Here is a 15214-nt window from a genome sequence, read left to right as displayed (position 1 = left end):
GACACCGCCACGGCCCTACGCCTCCGTAGGTTGCAGAGCCGGCGTCAGCCGCGGCAGCGCGTGCGGCAGCGCCCCGTACCAGGCGCGGGCCACCGTGAAGCCGAAGGAGAGGCACAGGACGCCGCCGACCGCGTCGAGCCAGAAGTGGTTGGCGGTGGCGACGATGACGACCAGGGTGGCCACCGGGTAGAGCAGGCCGAGGACGCGCAGCCACGGGATCGTGCACAGGGTGAAGACGGTCAGGCCGCACCACAGGGACCAGCCGATGTGCATGGACGGCATCGCGGCGTACTGGTTGGACATGTTCTTGAGGTCGCCGGAGGCCATGGAACCCCAGGTGTGGTGGACCTGGACCGTGTCGACGAAGTGGCCGCCGGTCATCAGGCGCGGGGGCGCCAGCGGGTACAGGTAGTAGCCGAGCAGCGCCACGCCCGTCGTCACGAAGAGGGTGAGCCGGGCCGCCGCGTAACGGCCGGGGTGCGTGCGGTAGAGCCACACCAGGACGCCGATGGTGACCACGAAGTGCAGCGTCGCGTAGTAGTAGTTCATGCCGATGATCAGCCAAGTCACCGAGTTCACGGCATGGTTGACCGAGTGTTCGACGGCGATGCCGAGCTGGTGCTCGGCGTTCCAGACCCAGTCCGCGTTGCGCAGCGCCTTGGACTTCTGCTCCGGGACCGCGTTGCGGATCAGCGAGTACGTCCAGTAACTCACCGCGATCAGCAGGATCTCGAACCACAGCCGCGGCCGGCGGGGGGTGCGCAGCCGCTCCAGGACGGTGGGGGACTGCTCGTCCGTGACGAGGGGCGGAACGGCCTCTTCCCGGCCTTCCAGTCGTGTCACGGTGGAGTCACCCATAGGCACAGAGTGTGCCAGAAAAGCGTTCGTCCACCGATCATCCCCCGGTCGGGTTCCGTTCGCATGTTCTCCGCCTCAGGGACGAGCGCGGTCCCCAGGGGCCGAAGCGGTCGAACCGCGCACCACCAGCTCCGGCATGAACACGAACTCGCTGTGCGGCGCGGGCGTCCCGCCGATCTCCTCGAGCAGCGTGCGCACCGCCGCCTGGCCCATCGCGGGCACCGGCTTGCGGATGGTCGTCAGGGGCGGGTCGGTGAAGGCGATCAGGGGGGAGTCGTCGAAGCCCACCACGGAGACGTCCCGGGGGACCTCCAGGCCGCGCTGCCGGGCCGCCCGGATCGCGCCGAGCGCCATCATGTCGCTGGCGCAGACGATCGCCGTGCAGTCCCGTTCGATGAGCGCGGTGGCCGCGGCCTGGCCGCCCTCCAGGGTGTAGAGGGAGTGCTGGACCAGCTCCGACTCGACGACGTCCGCGGCCAGGCCCAGCTGGTCCTGCATGGCGCGCACGAAGCCCTCGATCTTGCGCTGGACCGGCACGAAGCGCTTCGGACCGAGGGCCAGGCCGATACGGGTGTGCCCCAGGGAGGCGAGGTGGGTGACCGCCAGGGTCATCGCGGCCCGGTCGTCGGGGGAGATGAACGGCGCCTGCACCTTGGGGGAGAAGCCGTCCACGAGGACGTAGGGCACGCCCTGGGCGCGCAGGCGCTCGTAGCGCTCCATGTCGGCCGTGGTGTCCGCGTGCAGACCGGAGACGTAGATGATCCCGGCGACACCGCGGTCCACCAGCATCTCGGTCAGCTCGTCCTCCGTGGACCCGCCGGGGGTCTGGGTGGCGAGCACCGGGGTGTAGCCCTGCCGGGTCAGCGCCTGACCGATGACCTGGGCCAGCGCCGGGAAGATCGGGTTCTCCAGCTCCGGGGTGATCAGGCCCACCAGGCCCTCGCTGCGCTGCCGCAGCCGTACCGGGCGCTCGTAGCCGAGGACGTCGAGGGCGGCCAGCACGGACTGACGGGTGGTGGCGGCGACGCCCGGCTTCCCGTTGAGAACGCGGCTGACGGTCGCTTCGCTCACCCCCGCCTGGGCGGCGATGTCGGCAAGCCGTGTGGTCACATGACCGGACTGTACCGGTCGGCCCCCGCCCTGCACACCGACGGGGCGCCTGGTGCGAGCCGTTGAACGGCCCGCTGCGGGCTGCTGCGTCATCGCGATCCCTCGTGTTCGGTCGGCGGCCGGTCGACGTCCGGGTCTCGGCGTCCGGTCCGCAACGGGATGATTCCTCCCCCGCCGTCGTCTGGCAAGGGCTTGCAGAGTCTTGCACAAGTGTCCGAGGGGCCGCCTGCCCGCGTGAAATCAGGGCCGTAGGGCCTGCCTCAGCGGGTCACGAAGAGGTAACTCGCCCGCAGTCTTGCGCTTTTTTTCTGCAAGGTCTTTCGCAGAGCTTGCAACGCTGTTACGTTCTCGGTCGCCCGGCGGCGGCAACGGCGCGGTCGGCAACTCGGCAGGGCGGCGGACGGGGCCGTTCCCTGTTCACGGGCTTAACCCTCAAGGAGAACTCATGCGGCGTGGCATAGTGGCCACCGCGCTGGTGGCGTCCCTCGCCCTCGCGGCGACGGCGTGCGGCGGGAGCGGCAGCGACAACGGCGGCAAGGCCGACGGTCCGGTGACCATCACGTGGTGGGACACCTCCAACGCCACCAACGAGGCACCGACGTACCAGGCCCTGGTCAAGCAGTTCGAAGCGGCCAACAAGGACATCAAGGTCAAGTACGTCAACGTCCAGTTCGACCAGGCGCAGAACAAGTTCGACACGGCCGCCGGCTCCAAGGGCGCCCCGGACGTGCTGCGCTCCGAGGTCGGCTGGACCCCGGCCTTCGCCAAGAAGGGCTACTTCGTGCCGCTGGACGGCACCGAGGCCCTCGCCGACCAGGACAAGTTCCAGCCCAGCCTGATCAAGCAGGCCCAGTACGAGGGCAAGACCTACGGCGTCCCGTTCGTCACCGACACCCTGGCCCTGGTCTACAACAAGGCCCTGTTCGAGAAGGCCGGCATCGCCGAGGCCCCCAAGACCTGGGACGAGCTGAAGTCCGCCGCCGCCAAGATCAAGGACAAGACCGGCGTGGACGGCTACTGGGGCTCCACCCAGGCCTACTACGCCCAGAACTTCCTCTTCGGCGAGGGCACCGACACCGTCGACGTCGACGCCAAGAAGATCACCATGAACTCGGCGGCCGCCAAGAAGGGCTACGGCACCTGGCTCGGCCTGTTCGACGGCAAGGGCCTGCACAAGGCCGACACCACCGCCGACGCCTACGCCCACATCCAGGACGCGTTCATCGAAGGCAAGGTCGCCGCGATCATCCAGGGCCCCTGGGAGATCACGAACTTCTACAAGGGCTCCGCCTTCACGGACAAGTCCAACCTGGGCATCGCCACCGTCCCGGCCGGCTCCGCCGGCAAGGCGGGCGCCCCGACCGGCGGCCACAACCTCTCCGTCTACGCCGGCTCGGACAAGGCCCACCAGGACGCGGCCCTGAAGTTCGTGAAGTTCATGACCTCGGCGAAGTCCCAGGAGACCATCGCCCTGAAGAACTCCACGCTGCCCACCCGTGACGACGCCTACACCGCCGAGGTCAAGACCGACCCCGGCATCGCCGGCTACCAGGGCGTCCTGGCCGCCGCCCAGCCGCGCCCGGCGCTGCCCGAGTACGGCTCCCTGTGGGGCCCGCTCGACACCGAGCTGCCCAAGATCGCCGCCGGCAAGGAGTCCCTGGACAAGGGCCTGGACAACGCCGAGCTCGCGATCTCCAAGCTGGTCCCCGACTTCAGCAAGTGAGTCCGCGTGGCCGCCGGGCCTCTCCCGCGACAGGGAAGGACCCGGCGGCCACCGGTCTGCGCCCAGCCCCATTCCCTGATCTTGCAAAAGGTGTCGAACCATGACAGTCGCCATCGACCGCGCGACCGGCAGGCGCCGCGGTGACCGCGCGCCTCGGCCCGGGCTGGGGCAGCGCCTGAAGAACGGCTTCCAGAAGTACTGGTACGCCTACGCGATGATCGCGCCGGTGGTCGTCGTGCTCGGCGGCATCGTGGGCTACCCCCTGGTGCGGGGCTTCTACCTGACCCTCACCGACGCCAACAGCCTCAACTCGGCTCGCACCATCGGCGTCAACCACATCGAGGCCACCTACAGGTTCATCGGGCTGGACAACTACAAGGACATCCTGTTCGGCCCGACCTCGTACGACCGGTTCTGGTCGCACTTCCTGTGGACCGTCTTCTGGACGGCAGCCTGCGTGTTCCTGCACTACACCATCGGCCTCGGCCTCGCGCTCATGCTCAACCAGAAGCTGCGCGGTCGCACCTTCTACCGGCTGATGCTGGTCCTGCCCTGGGCCGTGCCGACCTTCGTCACGGTCTTCTCCTGGCGGATCATGCTCGCCGACTCCGGCGTGCTCAACCAGGTGCTCGGCAGTCTGCACCTGCCCCAGCCGCAGTGGCTGGAGGACACCTTCTGGCAGCGGTTCGCCGCGATCATGGTCAACACCTGGTGCGGTGTGCCGTTCATGATGCTCTCGCTCCTCGGCGGCCTGCAGTCCATCGACGCCACGCTCTACGAGGCCGCGGAGATGGACGGCGCGAACGCCTGGCAGCGGTTCCGGCACGTCACGCTGCCCGGTCTGCGCTCGGTCAGCTCCACCGTGGTGCTGCTCGGCGTCATCTGGACCTTCAACCAGTTCGTCATCATCTTCCTGCTGTTCGGCCCCTACAGCGCGCCCGACGCCCAGATCCTCGTCACCTGGGCCTACTACCTGGGCTTCGGACAGCAGCCGCGCGACTTCGCCCAGTCGGCCGCCTACGGCGTGCTGCTGCTGTCGATCCTGACCGTCTTCACCTCCTTCTACTTCCGCTGGCTGAAGCGCAATGACCAGCTCGCCGTCTGACGCCGCAGGAGCCGCCGCCATGAGCACCACGACCCTCGAGAAGACACCGGCCGGCCCGGCCTCCGCCCCGCCTTCCCCGCGCCGGACCCGTCGGCGGGGCGAGCGCGGCCGGCTCGGCGGCGCCCTGCTGCACGGCGGCCTGACCGTGGCGAGCCTCGTCGCGGTGGCACCGGTGGCCTGGCTGTTCTTCCTGTCGCTCGGCCCGGACAAGGACGACTACCTGCACCCCGGCCGGATCTTCGGCAAGCTCACCTTCTCCAACTACAGCTTCGTGCTGCAGCACACGGCCTTCTTCGACTGGCTCAAGTCCACGATGATCGTGGCCCTCGGCACCACCCTGATCGGCGTCTTCGTCGCCGCCACCACCGGCTACGCGGTCTCCCGCATGCGGTTTCCCGGCTACAAGCAGCTGATGTGGGTACTGCTGCTCACCCAGGCCTTCCCGATCGCCATCCTGATCGTGCCGATGTACGAGATCTTCAGTGAGCTCGGTCTCATCGACACCTACTGGGCCCTGATCGTCATCAACTGCACCACGGCCGTCCCCTACAGCGCCTGGCTGCTCAAGGGGTACTTCGACACCATCCCGTTCGAGATCGACGAAGCGGGACGGGTGGACGGGCTCAGCCCCTTCGGCACCTTCGCACGGCTGATCCTGCCGCTGGCCCGCCCGGGGCTGGCCGTCGCGGCCTTCTACAACTTCATCACGGCCGTCGGCGAGGTCGCGTTCGCGACCACGTTCATGCTGGACGACTCCAAGTACACCTTCGCGGTCGGCCTGCAGAGCTTCGTCAGCGAGCACGACGCCCAGTGGAACTACATGGCCGCCACCGCGGTGTTGATCGCCGTTCCGGTGTCGGTCTTCTTCTACCTTGTCCAGAAAAACATCGTCACCGGCCTCACCGCGGGCGGCACCAAGGGCTGACCCCCACCCCTGGTCAACGGTTCCCGCGCGGCTGCCCGAGCGGGTGGCGGCCGCGGTGCCCTCCCCCAAGCACTTCGAGCAGGGAAACCCCCGGACCCCCTGTCGCCGCGGCCGCCCCGTCACCCGGACGCCGTCCTCCGCACCCATGACAAGCAAGCGCCCCGAGCTCCTTCGCCCGAGCAGGGGAACCCCCGACGCACCAAGGACGCCATGAGCAAGCAGCACTTCCCGGCCGAATCCCCCCTCTCCGAAGCGGCTGCCACCACCGTCGCCCCGCGCCGCGACTGGTGGCGGGACGCGGTGATCTACCAGGTCTATCCGCGCAGCTTCGCCGACGGCAACGGTGACGGCATGGGCGACCTGGAGGGCGTACGCTCCCGCCTGCCGTACCTGCGCGACCTCGGTGTGGACGCCGTCTGGCTCAGCCCGTTCTACGCTTCCCCGCAGGCCGACGCCGGCTACGACGTCGCCGACTACCGTGCCGTCGACCCCATGTTCGGCAATCTGCTGGACGCCGACGCGCTGATCCGCGACGCCCACGCGCTGGGCCTGAGGATCATCGTCGACATCGTCCCCAACCACTCCTCCGACCAGCACGAATGGTTCAAGCGCGCGCTCGCCGAGGGCCCCGGCTCCGCCCTGCGCGACCGTTACCACTTCCGCCCCGGCAAGGGAGCGGACGGCGAACTCCCGCCCAACGACTGGGAGTCCATCTTCGGCGGCCCCGCCTGGACCAGGGTCACCGAGCCGGACGGCACCCCCGGCGAGTGGTACCTGCACCTGTTCGCGCCCGAGCAGCCCGACTTCGACTGGGACCACCCGGCCGTCGGTGACGAGTTCCGCTCGATCCTGCGGTTCTGGCTCGACATGGGCGTCGACGGCTTCCGCATCGACGTGGCCCACGGCCTGGTCAAGGCCGAGGGCCTGCCCGACCTCGGCACCCACGACCAGCTGAAGCTGCTGGGCAACGATGTCATGCCGTTCTTCGACCAGGACGGCGTGCACGCGATCTACCGCCAGTGGCGCCACATCCTCGACGAGTACTCGGGCGACCGGATCTTCGTCGCGGAGGCGTGGACCCCGACCGTCGAGCGCACCGCGAACTACGTGCGCCCCGACGAACTGCACCAGGCATTCAACTTCCAGTACCTGGGCACCGACTGGGACGCCGACGCGCTCCGTGAGGTCATCGACCGCACCCTTGAGTCCATGCGCCCGGTGGGTGCCCCGGCCACCTGGGTGCTGTCGAACCACGACGTCACCCGGCACGCCACCCGCTTCGCCAACCCGCCCGGCCTCGGCACCCAGATCCGCAGCGCCGGCGACCGCGAGCTCGGTCTGCGCAGGGCGCGTGCGGCCACACTGCTGATGCTGGCGCTGCCCGGTTCGGCGTACGTCTACCAGGGCGAGGAACTAGGTCTGCCGGACGTCGTGGACCTGCCGGACGAGGTGCGCCAGGACCCGGCGTACTTCCGGGGCGAGGGCCAGGACGGGTTCCGCGACGGATGCCGGGTGCCGATCCCGTGGACCCGCGAAGGGTCCTCCTACGGATTCGGCGGCGGTGGCAGCTGGCTCCCGCAGCCCGCGCACTGGGGCCGGCTGAGCGTGGCGGCCCAGCAGGGCGTACCGGGCTCCACTCTGGAGCTGTACCGCTCGGCCCTCGCCGCCCGCCGGTCCCACCCCGACCTGGGCGCCGGCGACGCGGTGGAGTGGCTGCGCGCGCCCGAGGGCGTCCTCGCCTTCCGGCGCGGCGAGTTCGTCTGCGTGGCGAACACGACCGGCGAGTCGGTGACCACCCCGGCGTACGGCCGTGTGCTGCTCACGAGCGGCGAGGTGACGGAGGCGGACGGCGAGGCGAAGGTCCCGTCCGACACGACGGTGTGGTGGACCACGGCCTGACCCGACAGGTCACAGTTTCACATCAACTCCTTGCGGCCCGCTGCCCGTTGAGGCGGCGGGCCTTCTACCATCCGGGGTCATCGACTTGCTGAACCTTTCAGCAAGGGCCTTCAACGAAGAAGGAACCCCCACATGACCATCCGCAGACCCCTTTCATGCGCGGCCGCCCTCGCCGTGGCCGCCTCGGTGGCCCTCGCGGCCCCCGCCGCCGCCTCCCCGCCCGGCACCAAGGACGTCACCGCGGTCCTCTTCGAGTGGAACTACGCCTCGGTCGCCAAGGAGTGCGCGAACACCCTCGGCCCGGCCGGCTACGGCTACGCCCAGGTCTCCCCGCCCGCCGAGCACATCCAGGGCCCGCAGTGGTGGACGTCGTACCAGCCGGTGAGCTACAGGATCGCCGGCCGGCTCGGTGACCGCACCGCGTTCCAGAACATGGTCAACACCTGCCACGCGGCCGGTGTGAAGGTCGTCGCGGACACGGTCATCAACCACATGTCGGCGGGCAGCGGCACCGGTACCGGCGGCTCGTCGTACACGAAGTACGGCTACCCGGGCCTGTACTCGAACAACGACTTCAACGACTGCAGGACCGACATCACCAACTACCAGGACCGCTACAACGTCCAGTACTGCGAACTGGTGGGCCTCGCCGACCTCAGGACCGGGTCGGACTACGTCCGCCAGACCATCGCGGGCTACATGAACGACCTGCTCTCCCTGGGCGTCGACGGCTTCCGTGTCGACGCGGCCAAGCACATCCCGGCCGCCGACCTCGCCAACATCAAGTCGCGCCTGAAGAACCCTGCCGCCTACTGGAAGCAGGAGGTCATCCACGGCGCGGGCGAGCCGATCCAGCCGACCGAGTACACCGGCACCGGCGACGTCCAGGAGTTCCGCTACGCCTACGACCTCAAGCGGGTCTTCACCAACGAGAAGCTCGCCTACCTGAAGAACTACGGCGAGGGCTGGGGCTACATGAACAGCTCGGTGGCCGGCGTCTTCGTCGACAACCACGACACCGAGCGCAACGGCTCGACCCTCAACTACAAGAACGGCGCGAACTACACGCTGGCCAACGTCTTCATGCTGGCCTGGCCCTACGGCGCCCCCGACATCAACTCCGCCTACGAATGGTCCGACGCGGACGCGGGTCCCCCCAACGGCGGCAAGGTCAACGCCTGTTGGCAGGACGGCTGGAAGTGCCAGCACGCCTGGCCGGAGATCAAGTCCATGGTCGCCTTCCGCAACGCCACCCGCGGCCAGGCGGTCACCAACTGGTGGGACAACGGCAACAACCTCATCGTCTTCGGCCGCGGCAACAAGGGCTATGTGGTGATCAACCACGAGAACACGACGGCCAATCGCTCGTACCAGACCTCGCTGCCCGCGGGCACCTACTGCGATGTGCAGGGCAACAGGACCGTCACGGTGGACGCCAACGGCTGGTTCCAGGCATCGGTCGCCCCGAACACAGCCCTCGCCATCTACGCCGGAAAGTCGAGTTGCTGACGACCCGGCGCCTGCTCCTGCGGCCGGTCGAGCCGGACGACGTACCGGCTCACCGCCGCCTGTGGACCGACCCGCTGGTGCGCCGCCACCTCGGCGGGCCGGTCCCCCCGGAGACGGTCGCCGTCCGCGAGCGGGGCTGCGTGGGCGCCCCGGGGCTTCTCACCATCGTGAACAAGGAGGACGGTGCCGTCCTCGGCTCGGTGCTGGTGGAGCCCGGCGCGCGGGCCGGACGGACCGAGGTCTCCTACCAGTTGCTGCCCGAGCACTGGGGGTTCGGCTACGCACGCGAGGCGCTGGCCGCCGTGGTCGGCGGGGCGGCGGAGGGCGAGGAGCTGGTCGCGGTGACCCAGGCGGCCAACACGCGTTCGCGGCGGCTGCTCGAAGCCCTGGGCGCCGTACCCGTCGAACGGTTCGTCGAGTGGGGGCGGCCGCAGCTCCTCTACCGCTTTCCCTGACGGCGGGGCCGGCGCTTCGGGAGTGGGGCGCCGGCCCCTGCCGGGGCGTGGGGCGGGTAGCTGGTGAAAAGATTTGCTGCGAGTTTCAAGGGTCTTGCTGTAAGCCTTGCGCAGGCGATACGGTCGCGCCCACGCCCGGCGGCGTCGTCGATGCCGGGGCGAGGGGCCGCAATCAAGTGAGCCGTACCGCCAAGGAGTTCACCCCGTGATACCGAGATGGCCGGCGCCCTCGCGGCGCCGCACCCCGTCAGGCAGACGCGTCGCCGCCGTCACCGCGGCCGCGCTCGCCGCAGCGCTCGTCCCACCACTCACGGCGCAGGCGGCCGAAAAACCGCCCGCGCCGCCCTCGGACGCGAGGCTCGCCGCCGAGCCGGCCCGGCACGACGCGACCCGGGAGCAGTTCTACTTCGTCCTGCCGGACCGTTTCGCCAACGGGGACACCTCCAACGACCGGGGCGGGCTGACCGGTTCACGGCTCGCCACCGGCTACGACCCCACCGACAAGGGCTTCTACCAGGGCGGCGACCTCAAGGGCCTGACGAACCGGCTCGACTACATCAAGGGCCTGGGCACCACGGCCATCTGGCTGGCGCCGATCTTCAAGAACCAGCCCGTGCAGGGGACCGGCAAGGACGTTTCGGCCGGCTACCACGGCTACTGGATCACCGACTTCACCCAGGTCGACCCGCATTTCGGTACCAACAAGGACCTCGCGACCCTCGTCTCCAAGGCACACGCCAAGGGCATGAAGGTCTTCTTCGACGTCATCACCAACCACACCGCCGACGTCATCGACTACGAGGACGGCTCCCACGAGTACCTGTCCAAGGGTGCCTTCCCCTACCTGACCAAGGACGGCCGGCCCTTCGACGACGCCGACTACGCGGACGGCACGAAGAAGTTCCCCGCCGTGGACGCCTCGTCCTTCCCGCGCACACCGGTCGTCCCGGCCGGCAAGAAGAACGCCAAGGTCCCGTCGTGGCTCAACGACCCGGCGATGTACCACAACCGCGGCGACTCCACCTACACCGGCGAGAACTCCACCTACGGCGACTTCTCCGGCCTCGACGACCTGTGGACCGAACGCCCCGAGGTCGTCAGCGGCATGGAGAAGATCTACCAGCGCTGGGTGAAGGACTTCGGTGTCGACGGCTTCCGCATCGACACCGTCAAGCACGTCAACATGGAGTTCTGGACCCAGTGGGCCACCGCGCTCGACACCTACGCCGCAGCCCACGGCCGTAAGGACTTCTTCATGTTCGGCGAGGTCTACTCCGCCGACACCTCCGTCAACGCCCCGTACGTCACCGAGGGCCGCCTCGACGCCACGCTCGACTTCCCGTTCCAGGACGCGGCCCGCTCCTACGTCTCCCAGGGCGGCAGCGCGAAGAGGCTCGCGGGCGTCTTCGGCGACGACTACAGGTACACGACCGACAAGGCCAACGCCTACGAGCAGGTCACCTTCCTCGGCAACCACGACATGGGCCGCATCGGCTACTTCCTGGAGCAGGACGACCCGAAGGCGACCGACGCCGAGATCCTGCGCAAGGACGAGTTCGCCAACGAGCTGATGTTCCTCAGCCGCGGCAACCCCGTCGTCTACTACGGCGACGAGCAGGGCTTCACCGGCTCCGGCGGCGACAAGGACGCCCGCCAGACCATGTTCGCCTCCCGGGTCGCCGACTACCTCGACGACGACCGGATCGGCACCGACCGCGGCCACGCGAGCGACGCCTACGACACCACCGCGCCGCTCTACCGGCAGATCGCCGGCCTGGCGAAGCTCCGCAAGGACAACCCGGCCCTCACGGACGGCGTCCAGACCGAGCGCTACGCGGCGGACGGGCCCGGTGTCTACGCCTTCACCCGCACCGACGCCCGGACCGGGGCCGAGTACGTCGTCGCCTTCAACAACGCGGGCGAGGCGAGGACGGCCACGTTCGCCACCGGCTCGGCGCGGATGACGTACCGCGGGATCCACGGCACCGAGGCGGCCGTGACCTCCGACGCGGACCGCAGGGTCACCGTCACCGTCCCGTCCGGATCCGCCGTCGTCCTCAAGGCCGCGGGCACCCTCGACCGGCCCGCCGCCAAGCCGGCCGTCACCCTCACGCCCCCCGCCGCCGGCGCCACCGGCACCGTCGAGCTGAGCGCCGACGTCACCGGCGGGCAGCTCAACCGGGTCGTCTTCGCCGCGCAGACCGGGAACGGCCCCTGGAAGGTGCTCGGCTCCGCCGACCACGCCCCCTACAAGGTCACCCAGACCCTGGCCCGGACCGTCCTGGCCGGCACCGCCCTGCGCTACAAGGCGGTCGTCGTCGACTCCGCGGGCCGCACGGCGAGCGCGACCGCGGACTCCACCACCGGCACCCCTCCGGTCCCGGAGGTCCCCACCGCCTCCTCCCGCGACTACGCGGTCGTCCACTACAAGCGCACCGACGGCGACTACGCGAACTGGGGCCTGTACGCCTGGGGCGACCTCGCCGACGGCGAGTCGACCACCTGGCCGAACAGCCATCCCTTCACCGGCCGGGACGCCTACGGAGCCTTCGCCTACGTCAGGCTGAACCCCGGCGCCTCCGACGTCGGCTTCCTGGTCATCGACAAGGACGGCAACAAGGACGTCTCCGCCGACCGGTCCATCGACGTCACCAGGACGGGCGAGGTCTGGATCGAGCAGGGCAAGGACGACGTGCGGACCGCGCGCCCCGAGTATCCGGCGCAGGACCCGGCCAAGGCCGTCATCCACTACCACCGCGCCGACGGGAACTACGACGGCTGGGGCCTGCACGTGTGGACCGGCGCCGCCGACCCCACCGACTGGTCGAAACCCCTCCAGCCGGTCAAGACTGACTCCTATGGCGCGGTCTTCGAGGTACCGCTCACCGACGGTGCCACCAGCCTCGGCTACATCATCCACAAGGGCGACGAGAAGGACCTGCCCGCCGACCAGTCCCTGGACCTCAAGGCGGCCGACGGCCACGAGGTGTGGCTGATGAGCGGCCAGGACAAGCCCCTGCTGCCGCAGCCCACCGGCGGCGCGGGCGCCCTCGACCTCACCACCTCGAAGGCGGTCTGGATCGACCGGGACACGGTGGCCCTCAAGGGCGTGGAAGGCGCCGCCTCCACCCAGCTCGTCTACTCCCACGACGGCTCGATCACCGTTCAGGACGGGACGCTGACCAGCGACGACGAGCGGTGGCTGCGGCTGGCGAGGACCACGCTCTCCGACGCCCAGAAGGCGAGGTTCCCGCACCTGAAGGACTACACGGCCTGGTCCGTCGACCCGCGCGACCGCGCCCGCGTCCGCGAGGCCCTGCGCGGCCAGGTCGTCGCCTCCCAGCGGGCCGCGAACGGCGCCGTACTCACGGCGACGGGCGTCCAGCTCGCGGGCGTGCTCGACGACGTGTACGGCACCTCGGCCGCCACGGCCCGGCTCGGCCCCGTCTTCCACCAGGGCAGGCCCACGCTGAGCGTGTGGGCGCCGACCGCGCGGAGCGTCGCCCTGGAGCTGGACGGCAAGGCGGTCGCCATGCACCGCGACGACACGACCGGCGTCTGGTCCGTCACCGGCCCGGCGTCGTGGAGGAACAAGCCCTACCGGTACGTCGTGACGGTATGGGCGCCCACCGTCCGCAAGGTGGTCACCAACAAGGTCACCGACCCCTACTCGGTCGCCCTCACCGCGAACTCCGAGCGCAGCCTCGTCGTCGACCTCGACGACCGGGCGCTGGCCCCGAGCGGCTGGTCGGGCCTGGCCAAGCCCAAGGCCGTACCGCTCAGGGACGCCCAGATCCAGGAGCTGCACATCCGGGACTTCTCCGTCGCGGACCGGACGGTCCCGGCCCGGGACCAGGGCACCTACCGGGCCTTCACCGACAAGAACAGCGACGGCTCCCGGCACCTGCGGGAGCTGGCGAAGGCCGGCACGTCGTACGTGCACCTGCTGCCCGCCTTCGACATCGCCACCATTCCGGAGAAGAAGGCCGACCAGGCGACCCCGGACTGCGACCTGCCCTCCTACCCGGCCGACTCCGAGCGGCAGCAGGCGTGCGTGGCGGCGACCGCCGCACAGGACGCCTACAACTGGGGCTACGACCCTTACCACTACACGGTCCCCGAGGGCTCCTACGCCACCGACCCGGACGGCACGGCCCGTACCGTCGAGTTCCGGCAGATGGTCAAGGCGCTCAACCAGGACGGGCTGCGCGTCGTCATGGACGTCGTCTACAACCACACGGCCGCCGCCGGCCAGGCGGACACCTCCGTGCTCGACAGGATCGTGCCCGGCTACTACCAGCGGCTCCTCGCCGACGGCTCGGTGGCCAACAGCACCTGCTGCGCGAACACCGCGCCCGAGAACGCCATGATGGGCAAGCTGGTCGTGGACTCGGTCGTCACCTGGGCCAGGCAGTACAAGGTCGACGGCTTCCGCTTCGACCTCATGGGCCACCACCCCAAGGCCAACATGCTCGCCGTCCGCGAGGCGCTCGACGCGCTCACGCTGAAGAAGGACGGCGTGGACGGCAAGAACATCATCCTGTACGGAGAGGGCTGGAACTTCGGCGAGGTCGCCGACGACGCGCGGTTCGTCCAGGCCACGCAGCGGAACATGGCGGGCACGGGCATCGCGACCTTCTCCGACCGGGCCCGTGACGCGGTCCGCGGCGGCGGCCCCTTCGACGACGACCCGGGCGTCCAGGGCTTCGCCTCCGGCCTCTACACCGACCCCAACTCCTCTGCGAGCAACGGCAGCAGGGCCGAGCAGAAGGACCGCCTGCTGCACTACCAGGACCTGATCAAGGTCGGCCTGAGCGGCAACCTCGCCGCGTACCGCTTCACCGACACCAGCGGCAAGGAGGTCACCGGCGCCGAGGTCGACTACAACGGCGCGCCCGCCGGATACGCGGGTGCCCCCGGCGACGCCCTCGCCTACGCCGACGCGCACGACAACGAGTCGCTGTTCGACGCCCTCGCCTACAAACTGCCGTCCGCCACGAGCGCGGACGACCGGGCCCGGATGCAGGTCCTGGCGATGGCGACGGCCGCGCTGTCCCAGGGACCGGCGCTGTCCCAGGCCGGGACCGACCTGCTGCGCTCGAAGTCCCTCGACCGCAACTCCTACGACAGCGGCGACTGGTTCAACGCCATCCACTGGAACTGCGCCGACGGCAACGGCTTCGCCCGCGGGCTGCCCGTGGCGGCCGACAACCAGGACAAGTGGCCGTACGCCAAGCCGCTGCTCACCTCCGTCGCGGTGGGCTGCCCGCAGATCCAGGGGGCCTCGGCCGCGTACCGGGACCTGCTGCGCATCCGCACCACGGAGCAGGCCTTCTCCCTGGCCACGGCCGCGCAGGTGCAGCGGAAGCTGTCCTTCCCGCTGTCGGGCGGCGACGAGACGCCCGGTGTGATCACCATGAGGCTCGGTGACCTCGTCGTGGTGTTCAACGCCACGCCCGAACGGCAGCGGCAGCGCGTCGCGGAGCTCGCGGGGACCGGCTACCGGCTGCACCCGGTGCAGACGGCGGGCGCCGATCCGGTCGTGAAGGCCTCGTCGTACGAGAGGGCGACCGGGACGTTCACGGTCCCGGCGCGTACGGTCGCGGTGTTCAGGAACTAGCGCGGGTCCC

The 15214-nt window shown here is 69.8% G+C and carries 9 protein-coding genes; 7 read left to right on the top strand and 2 right to left on the bottom strand.

Annotated features, from left to right (window positions below):
* Nucleotides 1–15: 15 nt before the first annotated feature.
* Both ACFY3J_RS24980 and ACFY3J_RS24975 read right to left on the bottom strand, forming a co-directional pair.
* On the bottom strand, nucleotides 16–858 hold the full coding sequence (locus tag ACFY3J_RS24980) for a phosphatase PAP2 family protein (RefSeq protein WP_384173975.1): 843 nt from the start codon (nucleotides 856–858) through the stop codon (nucleotides 16–18).
* 75 nt (nucleotides 859–933) lie between these two features.
* Nucleotides 934–1968, bottom strand: a complete 1035-nt coding sequence (locus ACFY3J_RS24975) for a LacI family DNA-binding transcriptional regulator (RefSeq protein ID WP_141361486.1) — start codon at nucleotides 1966–1968, stop codon at nucleotides 934–936.
* 445 nt (nucleotides 1969–2413) lie between these two features.
* Here ACFY3J_RS24975 and ACFY3J_RS24970 point away from each other — a divergent pair, with 445 nt between their 5' ends.
* The 7 genes from ACFY3J_RS24970 (at nucleotide 2414) to pulA (ending at nucleotide 15204) form a co-directional block, all read left to right on the top strand.
* Nucleotides 2414–3691, top strand: coding sequence for an extracellular solute-binding protein (locus ACFY3J_RS24970; protein WP_390841775.1), 1278 nt, complete (start codon nucleotides 2414–2416; stop codon nucleotides 3689–3691).
* A 100-nt stretch (nucleotides 3692–3791) separates the two neighbouring features.
* Nucleotides 3792–4796: a carbohydrate ABC transporter permease gene (locus ACFY3J_RS24965; protein ID WP_384173981.1), complete on the top strand. Its 1005-nt coding sequence runs from the start codon at nucleotides 3792–3794 to the stop codon at nucleotides 4794–4796.
* A 19-nt stretch (nucleotides 4797–4815) separates the two neighbouring features.
* Nucleotides 4816–5721 carry a sugar ABC transporter permease gene (locus tag ACFY3J_RS24960; protein ID WP_384173984.1) on the top strand — a complete coding sequence of 302 codons (906 nt, stop codon included), beginning with the start codon at nucleotides 4816–4818 and terminating at the stop codon, nucleotides 5719–5721.
* Nucleotides 5722–5931: 210 nt separating this feature from the next.
* Entirely contained in the window at nucleotides 5932–7620 is a 1689-nt protein-coding gene (locus tag ACFY3J_RS24955) for a glycoside hydrolase family 13 protein (RefSeq protein ID WP_384173987.1), read from the top strand.
* A 132-nt stretch (nucleotides 7621–7752) separates the two neighbouring features.
* On the top strand, nucleotides 7753–9129 hold the full coding sequence (locus ACFY3J_RS24950) for an alpha-amylase family protein (protein ID WP_384173990.1): 1377 nt from the start codon (nucleotides 7753–7755) through the stop codon (nucleotides 9127–9129).
* On the top strand, nucleotides 9123–9584 hold the full coding sequence (locus ACFY3J_RS24945; RefSeq protein WP_384173993.1) for a GNAT family N-acetyltransferase: 462 nt from the start codon (nucleotides 9123–9125) through the stop codon (nucleotides 9582–9584). Before ACFY3J_RS24950 ends, ACFY3J_RS24945 begins: the two co-directional genes overlap by 7 nt.
* Nucleotides 9585–9789: 205 nt before the next feature.
* Nucleotides 9790–15204, top strand: a complete 5415-nt coding sequence (gene pulA, locus ACFY3J_RS24940; protein WP_390841774.1) for a pullulanase-type alpha-1,6-glucosidase — start codon at nucleotides 9790–9792, stop codon at nucleotides 15202–15204.
* Nucleotides 15205–15214: the final 10 nt, after the last annotated feature.

The sequence above is a fragment of the Streptomyces sp. NPDC001231 genome (genome assembly GCF_042896885.1).
Classification (GTDB): domain Bacteria; phylum Actinomycetota; class Actinomycetes; order Streptomycetales; family Streptomycetaceae; genus Streptomyces.
Note: the sequence above shows the minus strand (reverse complement) of the source record. Positions and strands in the feature narration are given on the sequence as shown.